At 71.8% G+C, this 21836-nt stretch carries 24 protein-coding genes; 6 read left to right on the top strand and 18 right to left on the bottom strand.

Translation table 11 applies throughout. The annotated features are described in order from the left end of the window. Positions 1 to 18: 18 nt before the first annotated feature. Together AC0NZQ_RS16070 and AC0NZQ_RS16065 are read left to right on the top strand one after the other, a co-directional pair. Entirely contained in the window at positions 19 to 1218 is a 1200-nt protein-coding gene (locus tag AC0NZQ_RS16070) for a DUF349 domain-containing protein (RefSeq protein WP_474530955.1), read from the top strand. Positions 1219 to 1268: 50 nt separating this feature from the next. Next, entirely contained in the window at positions 1269 to 1790 is a 522-nt protein-coding gene (locus AC0NZQ_RS16065) for a limonene-1,2-epoxide hydrolase family protein (RefSeq protein WP_474530954.1), read from the top strand. 15 nt (positions 1791 to 1805) lie between these two features. On the opposite strand, the gene miaB is transcribed toward AC0NZQ_RS16065, so the two are convergent. Then, on the bottom strand, positions 1806 to 3215 hold the full coding sequence (gene miaB / locus AC0NZQ_RS16060) for a tRNA (N6-isopentenyl adenosine(37)-C2)-methylthiotransferase MiaB (protein WP_474530953.1): 1410 nt from the start codon (positions 3213 to 3215) through the stop codon (positions 1806 to 1808). A 55-nt stretch (positions 3216 to 3270) separates the two neighbouring features. Here miaB and AC0NZQ_RS16055 point away from each other — a divergent pair, with 55 nt between their 5' ends. Continuing rightward, positions 3271 to 4272: a serine hydrolase domain-containing protein gene (locus AC0NZQ_RS16055; RefSeq protein WP_474530952.1), complete on the top strand. Its 1002-nt coding sequence runs from the start codon at positions 3271 to 3273 to the stop codon at positions 4270 to 4272. A 13-nt stretch (positions 4273 to 4285) separates the two neighbouring features. Here the strand turns inward: AC0NZQ_RS16055 and rny are convergent, their stop codons facing one another. The 4 genes from rny to AC0NZQ_RS16035 form a co-directional block, all read right to left on the bottom strand. After that, complete coding sequence (gene rny / locus AC0NZQ_RS16050; RefSeq protein WP_474531425.1) at positions 4286 to 6106, bottom strand: ribonuclease Y; 1821 nt, start codon at positions 6104 to 6106, stop codon at positions 4286 to 4288. Positions 6107 to 6545: 439 nt separating this feature from the next. Then, positions 6546 to 7094: a regulatory protein RecX gene (locus AC0NZQ_RS16045; protein ID WP_474530951.1), complete on the bottom strand. Its 549-nt coding sequence runs from the start codon at positions 7092 to 7094 to the stop codon at positions 6546 to 6548. A 2-nt stretch (positions 7095 to 7096) separates the two neighbouring features. Further along, positions 7097 to 8143: a recombinase RecA gene (gene recA / locus AC0NZQ_RS16040; protein ID WP_474530950.1), complete on the bottom strand. Its 1047-nt coding sequence runs from the start codon at positions 8141 to 8143 to the stop codon at positions 7097 to 7099. 233 nt (positions 8144 to 8376) lie between these two features. Next, positions 8377 to 8568 (bottom strand): DUF3046 domain-containing protein, encoded by a 192-nt coding sequence (locus AC0NZQ_RS16035; RefSeq protein WP_474530949.1) that lies wholly within the window; start codon positions 8566 to 8568, stop codon positions 8377 to 8379. Positions 8569 to 8592: 24 nt separating this feature from the next. On the opposite strand from AC0NZQ_RS16035, the gene AC0NZQ_RS16030 reads away from it, so the two are divergent. The 3 genes from AC0NZQ_RS16030 (at position 8593) to AC0NZQ_RS16020 (ending at position 10772) form a co-directional block, all read left to right on the top strand. After that, positions 8593 to 9225 carry a GNAT family N-acetyltransferase gene (locus AC0NZQ_RS16030; RefSeq protein WP_474530948.1) on the top strand — a complete coding sequence of 211 codons (633 nt, stop codon included), beginning with the start codon at positions 8593 to 8595 and terminating at the stop codon, positions 9223 to 9225. Further along, positions 9222 to 9878 carry a DUF429 domain-containing protein gene (locus tag AC0NZQ_RS16025; protein WP_474530946.1) on the top strand — a complete coding sequence of 219 codons (657 nt, stop codon included), beginning with the start codon at positions 9222 to 9224 and terminating at the stop codon, positions 9876 to 9878. Before AC0NZQ_RS16030 ends, AC0NZQ_RS16025 begins: the two co-directional genes overlap by 4 nt. 66 nt (positions 9879 to 9944) lie before the next feature. After that, positions 9945 to 10772, top strand: a complete 828-nt coding sequence (locus tag AC0NZQ_RS16020; protein WP_474530945.1) for a DUF72 domain-containing protein — start codon at positions 9945 to 9947, stop codon at positions 10770 to 10772. Here the strand turns inward: AC0NZQ_RS16020 and AC0NZQ_RS16015 are convergent. The 13 genes from AC0NZQ_RS16015 to rpe all read right to left on the bottom strand — a co-directional run bounded on the left by AC0NZQ_RS16015 (position 10759) and on the right by rpe (position 21567). Beyond that, complete coding sequence (locus tag AC0NZQ_RS16015; protein ID WP_474530944.1) at positions 10759 to 11112, bottom strand: hypothetical protein; 354 nt, start codon at positions 11110 to 11112, stop codon at positions 10759 to 10761. The genes AC0NZQ_RS16020 and AC0NZQ_RS16015 overlap by 14 nt on opposite strands. 46 nt (positions 11113 to 11158) lie before the next feature. After that, the gene (gene acs / locus AC0NZQ_RS16010) at positions 11159 to 13129 is read right to left on the bottom strand and encodes an acetate--CoA ligase (protein ID WP_474530942.1); all 1971 of its coding nucleotides are present in this window, start codon (positions 13127 to 13129) and stop codon (positions 11159 to 11161) included. 99 nt (positions 13130 to 13228) lie between these two features. Continuing rightward, a complete protein-coding gene (locus tag AC0NZQ_RS16005; RefSeq protein ID WP_474530941.1) occupies positions 13229 to 13975 on the bottom strand; it encodes an SDR family oxidoreductase in 747 nt (248 codons plus the stop codon). Positions 13976 to 14023: 48 nt separating this feature from the next. Continuing rightward, a complete protein-coding gene (locus tag AC0NZQ_RS16000) occupies positions 14024 to 14518 on the bottom strand; it encodes a PH domain-containing protein (RefSeq protein WP_474530939.1) in 495 nt (164 codons plus the stop codon). A gap of 49 nt (positions 14519 to 14567) precedes the next feature. Next, entirely contained in the window at positions 14568 to 15413 is an 846-nt protein-coding gene (gene hisG / locus AC0NZQ_RS15995; protein ID WP_474530938.1) for an ATP phosphoribosyltransferase, read from the bottom strand. Positions 15414 to 15452: 39 nt separating this feature from the next. Beyond that, positions 15453 to 15716, bottom strand: a complete 264-nt coding sequence (locus tag AC0NZQ_RS15990; protein ID WP_474530937.1) for a phosphoribosyl-ATP diphosphatase — start codon at positions 15714 to 15716, stop codon at positions 15453 to 15455. Between the two features lie 22 nt (positions 15717 to 15738). Further along, positions 15739 to 16884 carry an adenylate/guanylate cyclase domain-containing protein gene (locus AC0NZQ_RS15985; RefSeq protein ID WP_474530935.1) on the bottom strand — a complete coding sequence of 382 codons (1146 nt, stop codon included), beginning with the start codon at positions 16882 to 16884 and terminating at the stop codon, positions 15739 to 15741. Between the two features lie 5 nt (positions 16885 to 16889). Then, positions 16890 to 17336 (bottom strand): universal stress protein, encoded by a 447-nt coding sequence (locus tag AC0NZQ_RS15980; RefSeq protein WP_474530934.1) that lies wholly within the window; start codon positions 17334 to 17336, stop codon positions 16890 to 16892. 98 nt (positions 17337 to 17434) lie between these two features. Continuing rightward, the gene (ribH, locus tag AC0NZQ_RS15975) at positions 17435 to 17911 is read right to left on the bottom strand and encodes a 6,7-dimethyl-8-ribityllumazine synthase (protein WP_474530933.1); all 477 of its coding nucleotides are present in this window, start codon (positions 17909 to 17911) and stop codon (positions 17435 to 17437) included. Continuing rightward, on the bottom strand, positions 17908 to 19167 hold the full coding sequence (locus AC0NZQ_RS15970) for a bifunctional 3,4-dihydroxy-2-butanone-4-phosphate synthase/GTP cyclohydrolase II (RefSeq protein WP_474530932.1): 1260 nt from the start codon (positions 19165 to 19167) through the stop codon (positions 17908 to 17910). Before AC0NZQ_RS15970 ends, ribH begins: the two co-directional genes overlap by 4 nt. Further along, positions 19164 to 19781, bottom strand: a complete 618-nt coding sequence (locus tag AC0NZQ_RS15965; protein WP_474530931.1) for a riboflavin synthase — start codon at positions 19779 to 19781, stop codon at positions 19164 to 19166. The genes AC0NZQ_RS15970 and AC0NZQ_RS15965 overlap by 4 nt, the downstream gene beginning before the upstream one ends. Before the next feature lie 23 nt (positions 19782 to 19804). Further along, positions 19805 to 20851: a bifunctional diaminohydroxyphosphoribosylaminopyrimidine deaminase/5-amino-6-(5-phosphoribosylamino)uracil reductase RibD gene (gene ribD, locus AC0NZQ_RS15960; protein ID WP_474531424.1), complete on the bottom strand. Its 1047-nt coding sequence runs from the start codon at positions 20849 to 20851 to the stop codon at positions 19805 to 19807. 47 nt (positions 20852 to 20898) lie between these two features. After that, entirely contained in the window at positions 20899 to 21567 is a 669-nt protein-coding gene (rpe, locus tag AC0NZQ_RS15955; protein WP_474531422.1) for a ribulose-phosphate 3-epimerase, read from the bottom strand. Positions 21568 to 21836 lie beyond the last annotated feature (269 nt).

Raw genomic sequence — 21836 nt, 5'->3', positions numbered from 1 at the left:
TCGTGTTCAATGCTCGACATGAGTGAGGCTGCTCCCTGGGGTCGGATCGACGACGACGGCACCGTCTACGTCCGGACAGCCGAGGGCGAACGCCCCATCGGGTCATGGCAGGCCGGCGACGCGGAGGCGGGCCTGGCGTTCTACCGGCTGCGCTACGACGACCTCGCCACCGAGGTCACGCTGCTGGAGAAGCGGCTCTCCTCCGGCGCGGGCGACCCGAAGGCGACGCGCGCGGCGGCGGCGGGTCTGCGGGAGAAGCTCGCGACCGCGGCGGCCATCGGCGATCTGGCCGCGCTGGAGACACGCCTGGACGCGCTGCTGGCCACCGCCGAGGAGAAGGCGGGCGAGGCGGCTGCCGCGCGGGCGCAGCAGCGGGCCGACGCCGTCGCGGCCAAGGAGGCGCTGGTGGCCGAGGCCGAGACGATCGCCGAGTCGGCGACGTCCTGGAAGGCCTCGGGTGACCGGCTTCGCGCGATCGTCGACGAGTGGCGCCAGATCAAGGGCATCGATCGCAAGACGGACGACGCGCTGTGGAAGCGGTTCGCCGCGGCCCGCGACGCCTTCGGCCGGCGCCGGGGCCAGCACTTCGCCCAGCTGGACGCCGAGCGTGGTCAGGTCAAGCAGGTCAAGGAACGCCTCATCGCCCGGGCCGAGGAGCTGTCGGCGTCCTCCGACTGGCGTGAGACGACCGCGGCCATGCGTGAGCTGATGGACGAGTGGAAGGCGGCCGGCCGGGCCGGTCGCGACGTGGAGGACGCCCTCTGGGCTCGCTTCCGCGCCGCCCAGGACGCCTTCTTCGCCCGACGGTCGGAGACCTTCGCCGAGCGAGACGCCGAGCAGGTGGGCAACCAGAGGCTGAAGGAAGAGATCATCGCCAAGGCGGCGGCGATCGATCTGACCGATCCGCAGCAGGCCCAGTCCCAGCTGCGCGACCTGCAGTCCCAGTTCGACGAGATCGGCCACGTGCCGCGCGACGCGATGCGCCGGCTGGACGACCGGATGCGCGCCGCCGAGCAGCGCGTGCGCGACGCTGTCGACGCACAGTGGCGGCAGGGCAGCGCGGAGTCCAACCCGTTCCTCACCGCGATGCGCGAGCGCCTCGCCGAGGCCGAGGCCAAGCTCGAGCGCGCCCGCGCCGCCGGTGACGAGGCCCGGATCCGCAAGGCGCAGGACGAGGTCGAGCAGCGGCGGGCGCTGCTGCCCGACAGCACCTCCTGATCTTCGCCCGAGGGGGTACGCAACTGCCGGAGATGGCCTAGTCTCGCGGGATGGCCGTGCCCCCTCTGCCACCACCGGCACCGCCGACCGAGCGCAGCCCGCTGCTCGTTCCCAGCGACCCGCGGCTGGTGGTCGAGGAGTTCCTCGACGCGCTCGCCGACACCGATCTGGAGCGCGCCGCCGAGCTACTGGCCGACGATGTCGTCTACTGCAACGTCGGACTGCCCTCGGTCGCCGGCCGGGACAACGTGGTGCGGACGCTGAGCCTGCTCGATCGCGCCGCCGCCTCGCTGGAGGTCTACGTCCACGCGATCTCCGCCGACGGGCCCACCGTCCTCACCGAACGCACGGACGTCTTCGCGCTCTGGCGCTTCCGGGCGCAGTTCTGGGTGACCGGCCGCTTCGACGTGGTCGACGGGATGATCACCCTCTGGCGCGACTCCTTCGACTTCGTCGACGTGATGCGCGGTTCGATGCGCGGCCTCGCCGCCATCGCACTGCCGTGGCTGGCGCCGGCGGCCCCGGTTGCGGCGAATGCCGTCCCCGGCCGCCACTCCGGCCGCGCCCGCTGAGCCGGCCGGGAGAACCTACGCCGGAGGCCTGCCGATCGTCAGCAGCGGCTTGACCGGCGCGGCGGGCGCGGCGACGGCACCACGCCATGGCCGCCGCGCGGTGATGCCGCCGTCGGCGACGAGATGGTGGGGTGCGGCGTAGGTGACGCTGGCGGTGACGAGGTCACCGGGGCCTGCCTCTCCGGCGACGTGGACGAGCCGGCCGTCGCGGGCCCGTCCGGTGACGCGTCCGGTGGCACCGTCCTTGCGACCACCGACGGTGTTGACGAGCACCTCGACCTCGGTGCCGACCAGCGCGGTCGCGGCCTCGCGGGAGATCGCCTCCTGCGCCTCGATGAGCCGGTCGTAGCGCTCGGTGACGACAGCCTGCGGCACCTGCTCGGCCATCTGCGCCGCCGGGGTGCCGGGGCGCTGGGAGTACTGGAAGGTGAAGGCGCTGGCGAAGCGGGCGGCGCGGACGACATCCAGGGTCTGCTCGAAGTCGGCGTCGGTCTCGCCGGGGAAGCCGACGATGATGTCGGTGCTGATCGCCGCCAGCGGCATCGCGGCCCGGACGCGCTCGATGATGCCGAGGTACCGCTCGCGCCGGTAGGAGCGGCGCATCGCCTTCAGCACGGCGTCGGACCCGGACTGCAGCGGCATGTGCAGCTGCGGCATGACGTTCGGCGTCTCGGCCATGGCGGCGATGACGTCGTCGGTGAAGTCGCGCGGGTGCGGGCTGGTGAAGCGCACGCGTTCGAGTCCGTCCACCTCGCCGCAGGCACGCAGCAGCTTGGCGAAGGCCTCCCGGTCGCCGAACGAGCGGCCGTAGGAGTTGACGTTCTGTCCCAGCAACGTCACCTCGACGACCCCGGAGTCGACCAACGCCCGGATCTCGGCGAGCACGTCGCCGGGGCGGCGGTCGGTCTCGGTGCCACGCAGTGACGGCACGATGCAGAAGGTGCAGGTGTTGTCGCAGCCCACGCTGATCGACACCCAGGCGCTGTGCGCCGAGTCGCGACGGCTGGGCAGGTCGGAGGGGAAGTTCTGCAGCGCCTCGACGATCTCGACCTCGGCCTGCCGGTTGTGGCGAGCGCGCTCCAGCAGGACGGGCAGGCTGGCCAGATTGTGCGTGCCGAAGACGACGTCGACCCACGGCGCACGCTCGACGATGCGGCTGCGGTCCTTCTGCGCCAAGCAGCCGCCGACGGCAATCTGCATGTCAGGGTTGGCCTGCTTGGCGGGGACGAGGTGGCCGAGGTTGCCGTACAACCGGTTGTCCGCGTTCTCGCGGACCGCGCAGGTGTTGAAGACGACGAGATCCGCCGCGGCGCCGTCGGCTCCACGCTGGTAGCCGGCGTCCTCGAGCAGGCCGGCCAGTCGTTCCGAGTCGTGGACGTTCATCTGGCACCCGTAGGTGCGGATCTCGTAAGTGCGCGCGCTCATGACGGGGTCGAGGATACGGGTGCCCGGGTCCTGCGCTGCGTGGTGAGATGGACCGGTGACCGCCGTCCGCTCCGAGCTCGCGACCAACCTGCGCGAGGTGACCGCCGATTTCAGTGGCGTGGTGTCGGTGAGCCGGGGTCAGCAGGTCGAGTTCGAGGCGGCCTACGGGCTGGCCGACCGGGCCCACAAGGTGCCCACCACCGTCGACACCCGGTTCGGCATCGCGAGCGGCACCAAGGCGTTCACCGCCGTGACGGTGGCGGCGCTGATCGGCGCCGGTGCGCTGTCACTCGCCACCACGGCGCGCTCCGTCCTCGGCCGCGACCTTCCGCTCGTGCATCCCGACGTCACCGTCGGCCACCTGCTCGCCCACACCTCGGGCATCGGCGACTACCTCGTCGAGGGACCGGAGACCGACCCGGACGACTACGCGCTGCGGGTCCCGGTCCACCTGCTCGCGGACACCGAGAGCTATGTGCGGGTGCTGGACGGACACGCCCAGCAGTTCGCTCCCGGTGCCCGATTCAGCTACAGCAACAGTGGCTACGTCCTGCTCGCCCTGCTCGCCGAACGGGTGGCCTCGGCACCCTTCCCCGGTCTCGTCGGACGTCACGTCTTCGCGCCGGCCGAGATGTGGAGCACCGCGTTCCTGCGCGGCGACCGGTTACCGGGCAACGCGGCCGTGGGTTACGTCGGCGACGGCCGGAGCAACACGCTGCACCTGCCCGTCCGCGGCTGCGGTGACGGCGGCGCGTACTCGACGGCGGCGGACATCAGGCGCTTCTGGACAGCGCTGTTCGACGAACGGATCCTGCCGCGCCACCGCGTCAATGAGCTGATCCGGCCGCGGACGAGCGTCCCCGAGGAGGGGAAGCGGTACGGGCGTGGCTTCTGGCTGCACGCCACCGGACCGGCCGTCATGCTGGAAGGCTGCGACGCCGGGGTCTCGTTCCGGTCCGTGCACGACCCCACGTCGGGACGCACCCACACGGTGCTCGCCAACACCACCCGCGGCGCGTGGCCGGTGACCCGGAGGCTGGACGAGCTGCTGCGCTGATGCGCCGCGCCGCTCAGTGGGCGACCTCGCTGGCCCGCGATTCTCGGACCACGGTGACGCGGATCTGTCCGGGGTAGGTGAGCTCGTCCTCGATCTGCTTGGCGATCTCGCGGGCCATCACCGCCGAGGCCAGGTCGTCGACCTCGCCCGGCTGCACCATGACCCGCACCTCGCGGCCGGCCTGCATGGCGAAGACCTTGTCGACGCCCTCGCGCTCGCGGGCAATCTCCTCGATCCGGGCCAGGCGCTTGACGTACGCCTCGACCGACTCCCGCCGGGCCCCCGGCCGGGACGCCGAGCAGGTGTCGGAGGCCTGGGTCAGCACCGCCTCGATGGTCTGCGGCCGGACCTCGTTGTGATGGGCCTCGACGGCGTGGGCGACGGCCTCGTCCTCGCCGTACTTGCGCAGCAGCTCCGCACCCACGATGGCGTGGCTGCCCTCGACCTCGTGGGTGAGCGCCTTGCCGATGTCGTGCAGGAAGGCGCAGCGCTTGACCAGGGCGGGCTCGATACCCAGTTCGGCGGCCATGATGCCGGCGACGTGGGCCGTCTCGATCAGGTGGGCGAGCACGTTCTGGCCGTAGCTGGTGCGGTACTTCAGCCGTCCCAACGTCGGCAGCAGCCGCTCGTCGACGGGGCCGACGCCGACCTCGGCGACCGCGTCACGGGCTGCCCGCAGGCACAGCTCGTCGACCTCCACCTTGCTCTGCTCGTAGGCGTCCTCGATGCGGTGCGGGTGGATCCGGCCGTCGGTGACGAGCTTGTCGAGGGTCAGTCGCCCGATCTCCCGGCGGACCGGGTCGAAGCAGGAGAGCAGCACCGCCTCGGGGGTGTCGTCGATGATGACGTTGACGCCGGTGACCGCCTCGAAGGAGCGGATGTTGCGCCCCTCCCGGCCGATGATGCGGCCCTTCATCTCGTCGCCGGGCAGGTGCAGCACGCTGACGACGGCCTCGCTGGTCTGCGCCGAGGCAACCCGCTGCACCGCCTCGACGACGATCGCCCGGGCGCGTTCGGTCCCCTCGGCGCGGGCCTCGTCCTCGATGCTGCGGGCGAGCGTCGCGGCGTCGCGACGGCTGGCGGTCTCGACGGCGGTGAGCAGCTCGGCGCGCGCGTCGTCGCTGCTGAGGCCGGCGATCCGCTCCAGCTCGCGACGCTGCGCGGTCTCGGCCTCGGTGAGGCGCGCGGTGGCCTCCGCGAGCTCCCGCTCGCGCTGCTTCAGCTCGTCGCGACGGGCATCCAGCTCGTCGGAGCGTCGCTGCACCTCCTCGGCTCGCTGCTCCAGGCGGGCCACCTGGCTGTCCAGACGGGCCTCGGTCTCGTCGAGCCGGGCGGCTCGCGCCGTGTAGCCGGACTGCTGTCGCTGCAGGTCGGCGGTGAGTCGCTCAGCGTGTTCAGCGGCGTCGCGGCGGGCCTCGGCGATGACGGCGGCCGCCTGCTCACGGGCCTGCGACGCCGATCTGTCAGCCTCGGCCCGGGCGGCGGCGCGGGCCGTGTCCCGCTCCCGGTCGACGTCGACCCTAACGGCGTCCCTGAGCCTGTCGGCCTCCGCCCGAGCCTCCGCGCGAAGCTGCTCGGCCTCGGCACGCGCGGCGGCCAGGAGGCGCTCGGCCTCGACCTGGGCCGCGGCCTCGGCGGGTGCCGACGCAACCTCGGCCGTGGCTGACCGGCCTCCGTCGGTCGCCAGTCCGGCGTCAGCTGAAAGTCCGGCGTCGGTTGTACGTCCGGCCTCGGATGTACGTCCGGAGCCGGCTGCAAGTCCGACGTCGGCTCCCCCGCGTCCGGCGGCGCCGTGACGGCCGGATGGCGCCTGAGCGCGCCGGGCATACGCCATGACGAAGAGCAGGCCCAGCAGGAAGCCCGCGCCGATCGCTGCGTACCAGACCCCGACCATGGCGTGCTCCGTCCTGTTCGGACCCGGACGTCCGGGCACCGTCGTTCAGGCAGCAGCACCGCGTCCGGTGCGGTCGCCCGGTGGCGACTGCACGGCGAAACGCTCACATGGCCGCCTCGCGGCCGGTACTGGCGGGCTTCCTCTCCTCGGGCGAACAGGGACTGTATGGACGCGCCGACAGCGGTCACTCATGAGGACCGGACCCGCGGCACGAGCAGTGGCGGTGCTACCTGATTCTGTCGACAGTATGAACGCCAGGCAGACAGCGCAAGCATGGCGGCTCCGACCGGCGCGTCCCGAGCGCCGTTCCCGACAGACCGGGCACGCTCGGCGCGAACAGGCACGGTCAGGGACGCGCCGGGCTCGCGACGTCCGGCTTTCAGCCGAGGGCGTCCTCGCTGTCGACGAGGTCGGCGGCGCCGGCCACCGCTGCCCGCACCACCTCGTAGGAGACGGCACTGGAATATCCCTTGCGAGCCAACAGCCCGACCAGGCGCCGGGTCTGGACCTCCATCGGAAGTCGCTGGAGGCTGCGCAGCTTCTTGGCCACCAGCGCCTCGGCACGCTCGCGCTCGGCCTCACTGTCGATGGTCGCGGCGGCGTCGGCGACCGTCTCGTCGTCGAAGCCCCGGCGCCGGAGCTTCTCGGCGACTGCCCGGCGGGCCAGGCCCCGCTCGCGGTGCTGCGCACCCGCGATCGATTCCGCCAGCGACCTGTCGTCGATCAGGCCGACATCGGCGAAGCGATCGAGGACCGAGGTCGCGACATCATCCGGGATGCCGCGCGTGGCCAGCGCTTGTTCGAGCTCGCCACGGCTGCGGGCCCGGCGGTCGAGCAGCCGGAGACACACGATGCGGGCGACCGCCTCGGGATCACCCGGGGGGCCTTCGCGCTCGACGTCACTCGGCTGCTCGTCCGCCGCCGCCATGATCAGAAGTCGACCGGCGCCGGAAGCGGCTCGACGGCGCCGTCGGCGACGCTGGCACCGATGCCCAGCTTCTCCTTGATCCGCTTCTCGATCTCGTCGGCGAGGTCGGGGTTGTCGCGCAGGAAGTTGCGGACGTTCTCCTTGCCCTGGCCGAGCTGATCGGACTCGTAGGTGTACCAGGCACCGGACTTGCGGATCAGGCCCTGCTCGACGCCGACGTCGATGAGCGAGCCCTCACGGCTGATGCCCTCGCCGTAGACGATGTCGAACTCGGCCTGCTTGAACGGGGGCGCCACCTTGTTCTTGACGACCTTGACGCGGGTGCGGTTGCCGACGGCCTCGGTGCCGTCCTTCAGCGTCTCGATCCGGCGGACGTCCAACCGAACCGAGGCGTAGAACTTCAGCGCCTTGCCACCCGTGGTGGTCTCGGGCGAACCGAACATGACGCCGATCTTCTCGCGGAGCTGGTTGATGAAGATGGCGGTGGTGCCGGAGTTGTTGAGGGCACCGGTGACCTTGCGCAGGGCCTGGCTCATCAGCCGGGCCTGCAGGCCGACGTGGCTGTCGCCCATCTCGCCCTCGATCTCGGCGCGGGGCACCAGGGCGGCCACGGAGTCGACGACGATGATGTCGAGGGCACCCGAGCGGATCAGCATGTCCATGATCTCGAGGGCCTGCTCGCCGGTGTCGGGCTGGCTCACCAGCAGCGAGTCGGTGTCGACGCCCAGCGCGCGGGCGTAGTCGGGGTCGAGCGCGTGCTCGGCGTCGATGAAGGCGGCGACACCGCCAGCGGCCTGGGCGTTGGCGACGGCGTGCAGCGCCACCGTCGTCTTACCGGAGCTCTCCGGCCCGTAGACCTCGATGATGCGGCCCCGCGGGAGCCCGCCGATGCCGAGCGCGACATCCAGCGAGATCGAGCCGGTCGGGATGACCTCGATCGGCGCCGCCACCCGGTCGCCGAGGCGCATGACCGCGCCCTTGCCGTGCTGCTTGTCGATCTGGGCCAGGGCGACGTCGAGCGCCTTCTCCCGGTCGAAGGTCGTTGCCATGTGAACCCCTTAGGTCATCTGCGAAGCTGTCAACGGCGACGCTAGAACGAGGTACCGACAGAATCCGGCGGCGCCGGCAAGCTGTGGACAACTGCTCCGTCAGCTCACCCGTACATCCGGGCCTGTGGACGACGTCCGCCCCCTGCCACGGAGCGACTCTAGCCGAACACCTGTTCGACAGCGGTGACGACACGCGCGTGTCGCCGGGCGGATCTGCGACCCGCCGGGGCGGCTCACCGCAGGTGCGCGGGCATCTCGAACTCGGCGCAGACCGCGCGCCAGATCTCCTTGGTGTCGACGCCGTTGGCCAGTGCCTCGTCGATGGTCGCGCCGACGCCGGGCAGCCGGTAGTCGGCGGCCAGGCTGGCGGCATACGCCACGCCGAACCGCTCCTCGAGCCGGCCCCGGAACTCGGTAAGTCGCACGACGTCCACCATACGATCTGTGCCGTGACTGCCGCTCCCCCCGACCTCTGGTTCGCCATGCCCGTCCTCACCGGTCGTCTGATCCGCCTCGAGCCGCTCACCGTCGAACACGTCGACGGGTACTTCGAGGCCGCCCGTGACGACGCGGAGCTGCTGCGGTGGATCAACACCCCCGGCGCCCGTGCCACGGGCATGATCGCCACGGTCGAGGACGCCCGGACCGACGTCCTCACCGCCCTCGCCGCGCGCGGCCGCGGCGAGCGCTTCGCCTACGCCCAGCTGGAGGCGGCCACCGGCCGGTTCGCCGGCACCACGTCCTGCTACGAGGTGGATCCCGTCCTGCGCACCCTGGCCATCGGTCACACCTGGCTCGGCCGCGACTACCGCCGCACCGGCCACAACACCGAGTCGAAACTGCTGTTGCTGACCCACGCCTTCGAGACGCTGGGGGCAGCGCGCGTGGTCTGGCACACCGACATCTACAACGAGCGGTCGCAGGCCGCCATCGCCCGGCTCGGCGCCACCCGCGAGGGCGAGCTGCGCAAGCACCGCATCCGTCGGGACGGCTCCTGGCGGACCACCGTCCAGTACTCGATGACCGACGAGGACTGGCCCGCCGTCCGCGAGCGGCTGACCGACCGGCTCGCCCGGGGATGACCGTCCTGGGCGTCGACGGCTGGAAGGGACGCTGGGTCGTCGCGGTGGCGGCGGGCCGTCGGCTGGACTGGCACCTCCGCGACACCTTCGGCGAAATCCTCGCCGACTGGCCCGGCCTTGTCGTCGGGGTCGACATGCCCATCGCCACGACCGACGGTCCGCGCGACACCGACGCGGCGGCGCGGCAGTGGTTACGTGAGCACAACGGACCGTGGCAGTCGATCTTCCTCTCCCCCACCACCGGCACCGTCGCCGCCTTCGAGGCCGGGCTCAGCCACGCCGAGGCGATGGCGCAGCGTGGTGACGTGCCCGGCACGTCCATCCAGGCGTGGCATCTCGTCGCCAAGATCGTCGAGGTCCGGGACGCGCTCACCCCCGACGCCACCGTCGTCGAGGTCCACCCGGAGTGCTCGTTCCGGGCGATGGACGAGCGCATCGGCCTCGCCTCGAAGAAGACGGGCCGCGGCGCCGGGCAACGACTTCGCGCCCTGGCGCGTGAATTCGACCTCGATCTGGCCGAGGCGCCGGCCGACGTCCCCGTCGACGACCTCCTCGACGCCGCCGCCGCTGCCTGGAGCGCCGCCAGGTACGCACGCAGCGTCCACCTGACGCTGCCCGAGCATGCGACGCAGGCACCACGCATCGTCATCTGATGGTGGCTACGCGGGTCCCGGCGCGCGGATCCGCTATCAGTCGCGTCGGCGGGGCAGGCTCGAGGCGTGAGCGGTGAGATCCGCATCGGCACGTCCGGCTGGCTGTACCCGCCGTGGCGCGGCGTCTTCTACCCGAAGGAGCTGCCGCACCGCCGGGAGCTGGAGTACCTGTCGGGCAAGGTCAACTCCGTCGAGATCAACGGCACCTTCTACTCGCTCCAGCAGCCCGAGTCCTTCCGCCGCTGGGCCGTCGATACGCCACCGGATTTCAGCTTCGCCGTCAAGGGACCGCGCTTCGTCACCCACATGAAGAAGCTGCGCGATGTCGCGACGCCGCTGGCGAACTTCTTCGCCTCCGGGGTGCTCGCCCTCGGCGACAAGCTCGGGCCGATGCTGTGGCAGCTGCCGCCCACCCTGGGTTTCGATCCCGACCGGCTGGCGGAGTTCTTCAGCCTGCTGCCGCGGAGTACGGACGAGGCCGTCGTCCTGGCACGGCGGCACGACGAGCGCATGACCGGACGCGCCTTCCTCGACGAGATCACCCGTCGGCCGCTGCGGCACGCCCTCGAGGTGCGGCACCGCAGCTTCGAGACCCCGGCGTTTCCGGCGCTGCTGCGCGCACACCACATCGCGCTCGTCGTCGCCGACACGGCCGGCCGATGGCCGCGCTTCGACGAGGTGACGAGCGACCTGGCCTACGTTCGGCTGCACGGGGATGTCGAGCTGTACACCAGCGGATACACCGACGCCGCGCTGGACGGCTGGGCCCGCCGGATCGCCGCGTGGCGAGATGCCGGGCACGACGTCCAGGTGCACTTCGACAACGACGTGAAGGTGCACGCGCCGTTCGACGCGATGGCCCTGGCCGCGCGGCTGGGTGTCAGCCGAGGCTGACCCGCACCGTCACGCCACCCTTGGCGTTCTGCGTGGCGACGGCATGGCCGCGATGCTGCGTAGCGCCGAGGGTGACATCGACGGGGGCACCGGGGCCGGTGAAGTTCCGCCACCACGTCTTGGCCGTAGGCACGGCGACCAGGATCAGGACGTCACCGGTGGCCTTATCGCGGCGGTAGTTCACCGGCAGCGTGATCTGCCGCCCCGACTTGCGGCCGGTGTAGGTGAGCGTGGCGAAGGACGAACCGAGGAGCTTCTGCGCGGGGCCGGTCCGCAGCAGCGGCAGCATCGCCTTGTTCGCCCCGGCCGCCACGCGCCGGAAGAGTGCGCCTGTGTCCATGCGGCTCATCGTGCCACCACCCGGTGGGCACCAGGTGGCCGCTTGCTCAGTCCTCCTGCGGCGCGTCCGCGGACTTCTGCTGGATCAGATCCATGACCGAGGAGTCCGTGAGCGTGGTGACGTCGCCGAGCTCCTTGTGGTCGGCGACATCGCGCAGCAACCGGCGCATGATCTTCCCCGACCGGGTCTTCGGCAGCTCGGCGACGACCATGATCTGTCGCGGCTTGGCGATCTTGCCGATCTCGTTGGCGACGTGATTGCGCAATTCCTGCACGAAGTCGTCGCCCTCGGTGCCCTCGCCGGTGCCCCGTGGGATGACGAAGGCGACGATGCCCTGCCCGGTCGTCGGGTCCGAGGCGCCGACGACGGCGGCCTCGGCGACCTTGGGGTGTGAGACCAGCGCCGACTCGACCTCGGTGGTCGAGATGCGGTGACCCGAGACGTTCATGACGTCGTCCACCCGGCCGAGCAGCCAGTAGTCACCATCGTCGTCGAGCTTGGCGCCGTCGCCGGCGAAGTAGTAGCCCTGTTCGCTGAAGCGGTCCCAGTACGTCTCCTTGAAGCGCTCCGGGTCCCCCCAGATGCCCCGGGTCATGGCCGGCCAGGGTTCGGTGAGGACGAGCAGGCCGCCGTTGCCGTCGCCCACCGGATTGCCGTCGTTGTCGACGACGTCGGCGCCGATGCCGGGCAGCGGCCCGATCGCGGACCCCGGCTTGAGCGTCGAGACGCCCGGCAGCGGACTGATCATGAGCGCGCCGGTCTCGGTCTGCCACCAGGTGTCGACGATGGGGGCGGTGCCGCCGCCGATGTTCTCGCGGTACCAGACCCACGCCTCGGGGTTGATCGGCTCGCCGACCGAGCCGAGCAGCCGCAGCGAGCTCAGGTCGTGCGCGGCGGGGATCTCGGGTCCCCACTTCATGAAGGTCCGGATCAGCGTCGGCGCGATGTAGAGGATCGTCACCTTGTGCCGCTCGATCATGTCGAAGAAGCGGTGGTTGTCCGGGTAGTTCGGCGTCCCCTCGTAGACCAGCGAGGTCGTCCGGTTGGCCAGCGGTCCGTAGACCAGGTAGCTGTGGCCGGTGATCCAGCCGATGTCCGCCCCGCACCAGTAGAGGTCCGACTCCGGCTTCAGGTCGAAGACGGCCCAGTGCGTGTAGGCCGCCTGGGTCAGGTAGCCGCCTGAGGTGTGCAGGATTCCCTTCGGCTTGCCGGTGGTGCCGGAGGTGTACATGACGAAGAGCGGGTGCTCGGCGTCGAAGAACTCGCACTCGTGCTCGGTGCTCGCCTGCTCGACGGTGTCGTGCCACCAGACGTCCCGGCCCTCGGTCCAGTCGACGTCCTGGCCGGTGCGCTTGACGACGAGGACGGAGCGGACGTCGGGGCACTTGGTGAGCGCCTCGTCCACGGCCGGCTTGAGGGCGGACGGCTCACCGCGCCGGTAGCCACCGTCAGCGGTGATGACGACGTGGGCCTCGCAGTCGGTGATGCGGTCCGAGAGCGCCGCCGAGGAGAAGCCGCCGAAGACGACGGTGTGCGGGGCGCCGAGCCGAGCACAGGCCAGCATGGCGACGATCGTCTCGGGGATCATCGGCATGTAGATGGCGACCCGGTCGCCGGTCTGCACGCCGAGCTCGACCAGCGTGTTGGCGGCCCGGCAGACGTCGTCCTTGAGCTGGCTGTACGTGATCGTCCGTGCGTCGCCGGCGGGCTCGCCCTCCCAGTTGATCGCGACCTGGTCGCCGTGGCCGTCCTCGACGTGCCGGTCGACGCAGTTGTAGGCGACGTTGAGCTTGCCGCCGACGAACCACTTGGCGAAGGGCTTGTCGGACCAGTCGAGGACCTCGTCCCACTGCTGGGCCCAGCTCAAACGCTCGGCAGCCTTGGCCCAGAACGCGAGCCGGTCGGCGTCGGCCTCGGCGTAGGCGTCGGCCCCGACGTTGGCGCCGGCGGCGAATGCGGCCGACGGCTCGTAGCGGCGCTCTTCGTTGGACAGGTTCGACAGCGTGCTCTCGGCCATGATCTGAACCTAACCGCGGCACCCCGCGACGTAAACGCTGCATTCCCGCTGCATCTCGCCGCGGTGACAGCGGCAGGGTCGCACCCCGGCGACGGGAGGTCAGAAGGTGGTGAGCAGACCACCGTCGACGGCGAGGGTCTGCCCGGTGACGAACGAGGCCTCGTCGGAGGCGAGGAACACCACCGCCCCGGCGATCTCCTCGGCACGCCCCCAGCGGCCCAGCGCCGTGCGGGTGTCCAGCCAGGACAGCCAGTCGGGGTCGTCGGCCAGCTGCGCGTTGACGTCGGTGGCGAAGGTTCCCGGCGCGACGGCGTTGACCGTGATCCCGTCACCGCCCAGCTCGGTCGCCAGCGCGCGGGTCATCCCCTCCACCGCGGCCTTGGCGACCGGGTAGGCGACATCGCCGCGGCGGCCGAGACGACCCATGACCGACGAGATGTTGACGATCCGGCCGGGGGCGGACCGGCGTGCCAGCTCGGTGGCGAAGCGGCGTGAGAGGCAGTACGCCGCGACGACGTGCACGTCGAGCATGCGCGTGAGGTCGGCGGGCGCGACAGCGTCGGCGCCCCGACGGTCACGGTGGCCGACGTTGTTCACCAGGATGTCCAGCTCGCCGAGGCCGCTCAGCCACTCGGGCGCACGGTCGATGTCGGTGACGTCGAACGCCGCCGCCCGCACGTCCAGCCCGTCGCCGCGCAGCGACGCGGCGGCCTGCGCCACCGTCACCGCGTCGCGGCCGTTGAGCCACACGGTCGCCTTCGCGCGCGCGAGACCGCGCGCCATCTCCAGACCCAGACCGCGCACCGATCCGGTCACGAGCGCGCGGCGTCCTGTCAGATCGAACATCGCTGCACCATGGCCCCTCCGTGTCACAGCGGGGTTTCCGGCGTTCGATCAGGCGTCGGCGCGGCTCGCGGCGTGCAGTGCGCGCAGCCCGCGCATGGCGGCGACGGCGTGCTCGCCGTCCAGACGCTGCACGGCATAGACCGCGAGTCGCTCGTCGGCCGGGAGCCGCAGCTGGGCGAAGCGCACCGACTTGGGGAACTCGACGGCGACGATCGCCTCCCAGGGGATGCTGCGCCAGTTGCCGAGGTAACCCTTGGTGCGCACCCCCTCGGCGTCGGCGTAGAGGCGGGGACGGGCCGGCAGCCGCAGCCCGCCGGCGACGATGAGACCCAGCACGACCGTGAAGATCTGGTCGGTCTGGGCGAAGTACGCGCCGGCGTTGTCCCGCTTCATCACCAGCGCCACCACCACGAAGACGATGACGGCGACCGCCGCGCAGGCGTTGGCGATGCGGGCGGTCTTGAGCGGACGCGCCTGCACGACCACGCCGGTGCCGGACGTGGCGGAGGCGGTGCCGGTATCGGGGGACGTCGGCTCGGTCACGCCCGCCATTGTGCGCCCCTCACCCTGAGACCCCGTCACAGCGACCCGTTCAGAGCCGGCAGGCGGCGATCGGGGTCACCAGGATGGCGCGGGCACCGAGATCCCAGAGCTGGTCCATGACGGCGTTGGTCTCGCGCTTCTTCACCATCGACCGCACCGCGCACCAGCCCTCGGTCTTCAGCGGTGACACCGTCGGGGACTCGAAGCCCGGCGTGATGGCGACGGCCCGCTCGACGAGATCCTGCTCGATGTCGTAGTCCATGAGGACGTACTGCCGGGCGATGATGACGCCCTGCAGCCGTCGCACGAGCTGGTCGACGACCGGTGACTCCGCGGCACCCCGACGGCGGATGAGCACCGCCTGGCTGGTGAGCAACGGCTCGCCGACGATCTCCAGACCGGCGTTGCGCAGCGTGGTGCCGGTGGAGACGACATCGGCGATGACGTCGGCGACGCCGAGCTTCACCGAGGTCTCGACGGCACCGTCGAGCTTGATCACCTCGGCGCTGATGCCGCGTTCGCGCAGCCAGGCCTCGACCACGCCGCTGTAGGCGGTGGCGATGCGCTTGCCGGGCAGGTCGGCCAGCGAGGCGAGCGTTCCGGGCATGGCGGCCCACCGGAAGGTGGAGCCGGCGAAGCCGAGCGGCAGGACGGCCTCGGCGGCGGCGCCGGAGTCGAGCAGCAGGTCCTCGCCGGTGATGCCGACGTCCAACTGTCCCGAACCGACGTAGACGGCGATGTCACGCGGGCGGAGGAAGAAGAACTCGGTGTCGTTGTCGGCGTCCTGCAGAACGAGCTCACGGCTGTCGCTGCGCTGGCGGTAGCCGGCCTCGACGAGCATCTGGCTGGCGGGTTCGGAGAGTGATCCCTTGTTGGGAACGGCGATGCGGAGCATGACGGGGCCTATCGGGGAGTCGGGACGGGACGGCACGACCTACAGATGTCGGTAGACGTCCTCGAGCGACACGCCCTTGCCCAGCATGATCACCTGGATCCGGTACAGCAGCTGGCTGATCTCCTCGGCGGTCCGGTCCACCGACTCGTGCTCGGCGGCCATCCACACCTCGGCGGCCTCCTCGACCACCTTCTTGCCCTGGGCGTGGACGCCGGCGTCGAGCGCGTCGACGGTGCCGGAACCCGCCGGCCGGTCGCGCTGCCGGTCGGTGAGCTCGGCGAAGAGCTGATCGAAGGTCTTCATGGCGGACGTCAGCGTATCGGGCTCAGCGTTCAGCCCGGCGCAGCCGCCAGGGCCGCAGGTGACTGAAGCCACGCACGGACTCCGGCCGGACCGTCTTGAGGTAGTACCGGCTGTCGCCCTGCAGCCGCTCCCGCATGACCTTGTCGACCAGGACCGTCCCCGGTCGGCTGATCGACACCAGCCGGCTGGCGATGTTCACCGTGGAGCCGTAGACGTCGCCGAGCCGGCTCACCACCGGACCGTAGGCCACGCCGCCCCGCAGCTGCGGCATGGTGTCGTCGGCGGCGGCCCGCTCGACGAGGTCCAGGGCGATCTCGGCGGCATCGGCCGCAGCGTCGGCCTGGAAGAGCACCTCGTCGCCGATCGTCTTGACGATCCTGCCGCCGTGCTCGCCGACGATCGTGGTGGCCAGCGTCTCGAAGCGGTCGAGCAGGGCGCGCAGCTCGGCCTCGCTCGCCCGCCGGGTCAGCGCGGTGAAGCCGGACATGTCCACGAAGCCGATGGCCAGGTCGGTGGCCAGCGACCCCGACATCCCTGGCGCCTCGGCGCCGTCGGCCGGGGCCTCGACCCGGGACGCGGCGCGGGCGAAGAAGGCGACCAGCTGCCGCCGCCAGACATAGGCCTGCAGGCTCTCCATCCGGGGCCCGATCTGCTCGAGCAGCTCCAGCAGGGCGTCCTCGGAGCGCAGCAGCTCCGGCCGGGCGGCGAGCAGTTCGAGCATCAGCTGTCCCTGCCAGGACGCCAACCGGGAGAAGGTCTGACCGAAGAGCCGGGTCATGGCCGCGATGACGTCGGGGTCCTCGAAGCCGAGGTCGCGCAGCTCGCCGATGGTGCGGACGGCCTCGATGTCACCGTCGGTGTAGACCGCCTCGTCGTCGCCACCGGTGGCGAAGCCGAGGGCACGCCAGAGCAGGCGGATCTCCTCGCGCGAGGCGCCGCTGCGCTCGGCGACCTGCTCCGGGGTGTAGTGCCGCTCACCACCGAGCAAGGTCTGCTCCACCCGCTCGAAGAGCCGACCGATGTCGAGATCGGCCGGCGCCTGCACGATCGCCTCGGCGATGGCCGGCCCCTCCGGATCAGGGCCGTCCGGATCAGGGCCGTCCGGATCAGGGCCCTCCCGATCAGGGCTCTCCGGACCGGCCGGCCCCGCGGCGGCGTCGTCGCTCACGTCGCTCAGGTGGTGTGCACGACCAGGACGTCGATCGGCATGTGCCGGATGATGTCCTGCGGCACCGAGCCGATGATCCGGCCGGCGAGGGTGTTCAGTCCCCGGTTGCCGACGACGCAGAGGTCGGCGTTGCGGTCGGTGACGATCCGCTGCAGGGTCTGGGCCGGCTTGCCCTGCACGACGACTGTCTCGATCGCGGTGGCCCCCGCGGCGGTGGCGCGTTCGCGGGCGGTGCGGACCGAGTCCTCGGCCGGGGCGGAGCCGACGACCTGATACGCCGCGTCCTCGCCGAGGACGTCCATCGCGGCGGTGTCGGCCTTGCCCGGCTCGTAGGCGCAGGCGATGAGCAGGGTCGCGCCGGCGTCACGTGCCAGTTCGGCGGCACGCTCCACGGCCCTGAAGGAGGTCTCGGAGCCGTCGGTGCCGACGACCACGGTCTGGTAGGAGCCCATCGCTGTTCTGCCTTTCCGTCGCCAGTGCCGGAGAGTTACCTGGTACCGGTGTCGACCCTAGCGGGACCGCGGCCGGCAGGCACGGCACTCGACGGAGGTCACCCTCGCGGGTGGTCGGCGAGCAGGACCGCCGTCGCGAGCGCGGCGGCGGTCGCCTCGTAACCCTTGTCCTCGGCCGAGCCGGGCAGGCCGGCACGGTCCAGGGCCTGCTGCTCGTCGTCGCACGTCAGCACGCCGAAGCCCACCGGGACCCCGGTGCGCTCGGCGACGGTGGTGAGACCCAGCGTGGCGGCCTGGCAGACGTAGTCGAAGTGTGGCGTCCCGCCGCGGATGACCACGCCGAGCGCCACGATCGCATCGACGGACCCGGCCAGCCGGGAGGCAGCGACCGGCAGCTCGAAGGTGCCGGGCACCCGCAGCTCGGTGACCGCCGTGACGCCGGCATCGGCCAGGGCGCGGCGGGCACCGTCGAGCAGGCCGTTCATCACCTGCTCGTGCCACTGGCTGGCCAGGACGACGACCCGCAGCTTCTCGGCCCCCGCCACCTGCAGCTCCGGTGAGCCGTGCCCGCTCACGAGGACGCCTCCTCGGCGCCGCTCGAGACAGGGTCCGGGTCGTCGAAGAAGTCCGCGTCGTGACCCATCCGGTCGCGCTTGGTCTGCAGGTAGCGCAGGTTCTCCGGGTTGGCGTGCACCGGCAGCGGCTCCCGGCCGATGATGCGCAGCCCGTAGCCCTCCAGGCCGGCGCGCTTGGAGGGGTTGTTGCTGAGCAGGCGCATCGAGTGGACGCCGAGGTCGACGAGGATCTGCGCCCCGGTGCCGTAGTCGCGGGCGTCGGCGGGGAGGCCGAGCTCGAGGTTGGCGTCGACGGTGTCGGCGCCGGCGTCCTGCAGCTGGTAGGCCTGCAGCTTGTGCAGCAGGCCGATGCCGCGCCCCTCGTGACCGCGCATGTAGAGCACGACCCCGCGCCCCTCGTCGGCGATGGCCGCCAGCGCGGCGTCCAGCTGCGGACCGCAGTCGCAGCGCAGCGAGCCGAAGACGTCGCCGGTGAGGCACTCCGAGTGGACCCGGACCAGCACGTCCTCGCCGTCGGCGAGGTCGCCGTAGACGAAGGCGAGGTGCTCCCGGTTGTCGTAGCTGGAGCTGTAACCGAAGGCGGTGTACGCGCCGTAGCGCAGCGGCACCCGCGCCGAGGCGACGCGCTTGACCAGCTTCTCGAACCGGCGACGGTAGGCGATGAGGTCGGCGATCGAGATCAGTGCCAGATCGTGGGTGTCGGCGAACTCGCGCAGCTCGTCGGCGCGCGCCATGCCCGCCGGGTCCTTCTCGCTGACGACCTCGCAGAGCACACCGGCCGGGTGCAGCCCGGCGAGCTGGGCGAGGTCCACGGCGGCCTCGGTGTGACCGGGGCGACGGAGCACGCCGCCGTCCTTGGCCCGCAGCGGGACGACGTGGCCGGGGCGGGAGAAGTCTGCCGCGTTGGAGTCGGGCGAGGCCAGCAGCCGGATGGTGTGGGCGCGGTCGGCGGCCGAGATGCCGGTCGAGACGCCCTCGCGGGCGTCCACGGTGACGGTGTACGCCGTCCCGCGGCGGTCCTGGTTGGTGTGGAACATCGGCGGCAGGTCGAGCCGGTCGGCGTCGGTCTCCTGCACCGGCACGCAGATGTAGCCCGAGGTGTAGCGGACCATGAAGGCCACGAGCTCGGGCGTGGCGAGCTCGGCGGCGAAGATGATGTCGCCCTCGTTCTCGCGGTCCTCGTCGTCGATGACCACGACCGCCTTGCCCGACTTGATGTCGGTGATGGCGCGTTCGATGGAGTCCAGCCTGATCATGAGCGCGTCTCCACCAATCGGGCGACGTACTTCGCGAGTACGTCCACTTCGAGATTCACGGGGTTCCCGGCAGCCTTGCCGCCGAGGGTGGTGGCTCGCAAGGTCTCTGGGATCAAGCCCACCTCGAACCAGTCCGGTCCGACGGCCGAGACGGTGAGCGAGACGCCGTCGACGGCGACCGAGCCCTTCTCGGCGACGTAGCGGGCCAGATCGGGACCGAGGCCGAAGCGCACCGTCTCCCACACGTCACCGGGGGTGCGGCTCAGCACCACCCCGGTGCCGTCGACGTGACCCTGGACGACGTGGCCGTCGAGGCGGCTGTCCGCCCGGACGGCCCGCTCGAGGTTGACCCGGTCGCCCGCGGCGAGCCCGCCGAGCGAGGAGCGCTTGAGCGTCTCCCCCATGACGTCGAAGGCGATCCGCAGGTCGGTGGCGGTGGCGTCACCGGCAGCCTCCCACCCGACGACCGTCAGGCAGACGCCGTTGACGGCGATGGAGGCGCCGTGGCTGATGTCGTCGGTGATCCGCGCCGCACGGACGGTGAGCACGGCCGACTCGGCCGGCTGGTCGAGCGAGACGACCTCGCCGACCTCTTCCACGATCCCGGTGAACACCTGTTGTCCCCTGCCTCGGTCTGTCAGTCCGTGGTGTGCTCGGCCCAGCTCGGCCGGGCCACCACCTTGATGTCGTCGCCCAGCCTGCTGACCGACTCGATGTCCAACGTCGCGGCGTCCGCCACTGTTCCGATGCCCGCGTCCCCCAACGCGGCGGGCCCGGCGCCGAGGAGCTTGGGCGCGAGGTAGACGACGATCTCGTCGACGCAGCGCGCCTCCACGAAGGCCCCCGCCAGCGTCGGTCCGCCTTCGAGCAGGACGTGCCGCACGCCCCGGTCGAAGAGCGCCTTGAGCGCGAACTGGGGCACCGCGGTGTCCAGGACGAGGGTCTCGGCGGCGTCGTCGAGAACCCGCGCGTCGTCGGGTACCCGGCGGCGACGGTCCAGCACGACGCGCAGCGGCTGCCGCAGCACCGCGACGCGGGCCTCGGGCTCGCCGTCGGCCGTGACGCCACCGGGGTCGGGGCGCACCGTCAGGTGCGGGTCGTCGGCCAGGACGGTGCCGCTGCCGACGAGGATGGCGTCCACCACGGCCCGGATGCGGTGCGCGTCGGCGCGTGAGATCGCCGAGGAGATCCAGCGGGCCGACCAGTCTGCCGCGGCGACGCGGCCGTCCAGGGTGGCGGCGTACTTCCACGTCACGAAGGGGCGACCGGTGCGCATCGCGTGCAGCCAGGGACGCAGCGCGCCGCTGGCCGCGGCGTGCTCCTCCACCCCGGCGACGACGCGGACGCCGGCCTCCCGCAGCCGCGCGGCGCCGCCGGCGGCCTCCGGGTTGGGGTCGGTGACCGCGTAGACGACCCGGCTGATGCCGGCGGCGAGCAGCGCCTCGGCGCAGGGTCCGGTGCGACCGGTGTGCGCACAGGGCTCCAGGGTGACGACGGCGGTGCCACCGCGAGCACGGTCGCCGGCGTGACCCAGCGCCACCACCTCGGCGTGCGGACCGCCGGCGGGCGCGGTGGCTCCCTCGCCGGCGAGCGCGCCGTCGGCGTCCAGGACGACGGCCCCCACCGCGGGGTTGGGTGCGGTGTGACCGCGCACGGTCTCGGCCAGGGCGAGGGCGCGGTGCATCGCCGCCACCTCGGCCTCGGAGGCGAGGGCCGGCTCCGGACGCTCGTTCACGAACGCGCCATGGCGGCCCGGGCCTGCTCGCGCAGCGCCGCGACCGCGCGGCCGGGATCGTCGGCGCCGAAGACCGCCGACCCCGCGACGAAGACGTCGGCGCCGGCCTCGGCGGCGGCCTCGATGGTCTCCGGGGCGATGCCGCCGTCGACCTCGACGAAGAGCCGCAGGTGGCCGGCGCGCACGTGCTCGCGAGCGAGCCGCACCTTCGGCAGCACCTCGGCCATGAAGGCCTGGCCCCCGAAACCGGGCTCGACGGTCATCACCAGCAGCGTGTCGAACTCGCGCAGCACGTCGAGGTACGGCTCCAGCGGGGTGCCGGGCTTGACCGACAGGCCGGCCAGCGCGCCGGCCTTGCGGATCGCCCGCGCCGTCTGGATCGCCACCTCGTCACTGCCGGCGGCCTCGATGTGGAAGGTCACGTTGCTCGCCCCGGCCTCGGCGTACCCCGGCGCCCAGCGGCCGGGGTCGTCGATCATGAGGTGGCAGTCCAGCGGCACGCCCGAGGCGCGGTACAGGCTCTTCACCACCGGCAGGCCCAGCGTGAGGTTGGGGACGAAGTGGTTGTCCATGACGTCGACGTGCAGCCAGTCGGCGGCATCGACGGAGTCGGCCGCCTCGGCGAGACGGGCGAAGTCGGCCGAGAGGATGCTCGGCGCGATCATCGGTTCGGCGCCACCGGCGGCGGAGGTGGAGGGGACGGCACGGGACACGGTGCCGAGTCTAGGGCGGGGCCTCCGCCGGCCCCGGAACCTGCACCTCCACCCCGCTCTCACCCCCGCTTCCCCGCCCCGCTCTCACCCCGGCTTCCCCGCGTCCTCCCCGCTTCCCCGGCGCCCTCCCCAGCTTCCCCCGCCCCCTCCTCCCGCGCGAGTGGTCGATTTCCGCGTCGAGTGGTCGCTGGCGCCGCGACCACTCGACGCGGAAATCGACC

This window comes from Jatrophihabitans sp. sgz311053 (assembly GCF_056135305.1).
This window is presented reverse-complemented; position numbering and strand designations above follow the sequence as displayed.

What these genes read in the sequence shown, in the direction of transcription:
- AC0NZQ_RS16070 (WP_474530955.1), top strand. Translation starts at nt 19, where the DNA reads ATGAGTGAGGCTGCTCCCTGGGGTCGGATCGACGACGACGGCACCGTC.
- AC0NZQ_RS16065 (WP_474530954.1), top strand. Translation starts at nt 1,269, where the DNA reads ATGGCCGTGCCCCCTCTGCCACCACCGGCACCGCCGACCGAGCGCAGC.
- miaB (WP_474530953.1), bottom strand. Translation starts at nt 3,215, where the DNA reads ATGAGCGCGCGCACTTACGAGATCCGCACCTACGGGTGCCAGATGAAC.
- rny (WP_474531425.1), bottom strand. Translation starts at nt 6,106, where the DNA reads ATGGCGTATGCCCGGCGCGCTCAGGCGCCATCCGGCCGTCACGGCGCC.
- AC0NZQ_RS16045 (WP_474530951.1), bottom strand. Translation starts at nt 7,094, where the DNA reads ATGGCGGCGGCGGACGAGCAGCCGAGTGACGTCGAGCGCGAAGGCCCC.
- recA (WP_474530950.1), bottom strand. Translation starts at nt 8,143, where the DNA reads ATGGCAACGACCTTCGACCGGGAGAAGGCGCTCGACGTCGCCCTGGCC.
- AC0NZQ_RS16025 (WP_474530946.1), top strand. Translation starts at nt 9,222, where the DNA reads ATGACCGTCCTGGGCGTCGACGGCTGGAAGGGACGCTGGGTCGTCGCG.
- AC0NZQ_RS16015 (WP_474530944.1), bottom strand. Translation starts at nt 11,112, where the DNA reads ATGGACACAGGCGCACTCTTCCGGCGCGTGGCGGCCGGGGCGAACAAG.
- acs (WP_474530942.1), bottom strand. Translation starts at nt 13,129, where the DNA reads ATGGCCGAGAGCACGCTGTCGAACCTGTCCAACGAAGAGCGCCGCTAC.
- AC0NZQ_RS16005 (WP_474530941.1), bottom strand. Translation starts at nt 13,975, where the DNA reads ATGTTCGATCTGACAGGACGCCGCGCGCTCGTGACCGGATCGGTGCGC.
- hisG (WP_474530938.1), bottom strand. Translation starts at nt 15,413, where the DNA reads ATGCTCCGCATCGCCGTTCCCAACAAGGGATCACTCTCCGAACCCGCC.
- AC0NZQ_RS15990 (WP_474530937.1), bottom strand. Translation starts at nt 15,716, where the DNA reads ATGAAGACCTTCGATCAGCTCTTCGCCGAGCTCACCGACCGGCAGCGC.
- AC0NZQ_RS15980 (WP_474530934.1), bottom strand. Translation starts at nt 17,336, where the DNA reads ATGGGCTCCTACCAGACCGTGGTCGTCGGCACCGACGGCTCCGAGACC.
- AC0NZQ_RS15970 (WP_474530932.1), bottom strand. Translation starts at nt 19,167, where the DNA reads ATGATCAGGCTGGACTCCATCGAACGCGCCATCACCGACATCAAGTCG.
- ribD (WP_474531424.1), bottom strand. Translation starts at nt 20,851, where the DNA reads ATGCACCGCGCCCTCGCCCTGGCCGAGACCGTGCGCGGTCACACCGCA.
- rpe (WP_474531422.1), bottom strand. Translation starts at nt 21,567, where the DNA reads ATGATCGCGCCGAGCATCCTCTCGGCCGACTTCGCCCGTCTCGCCGAG.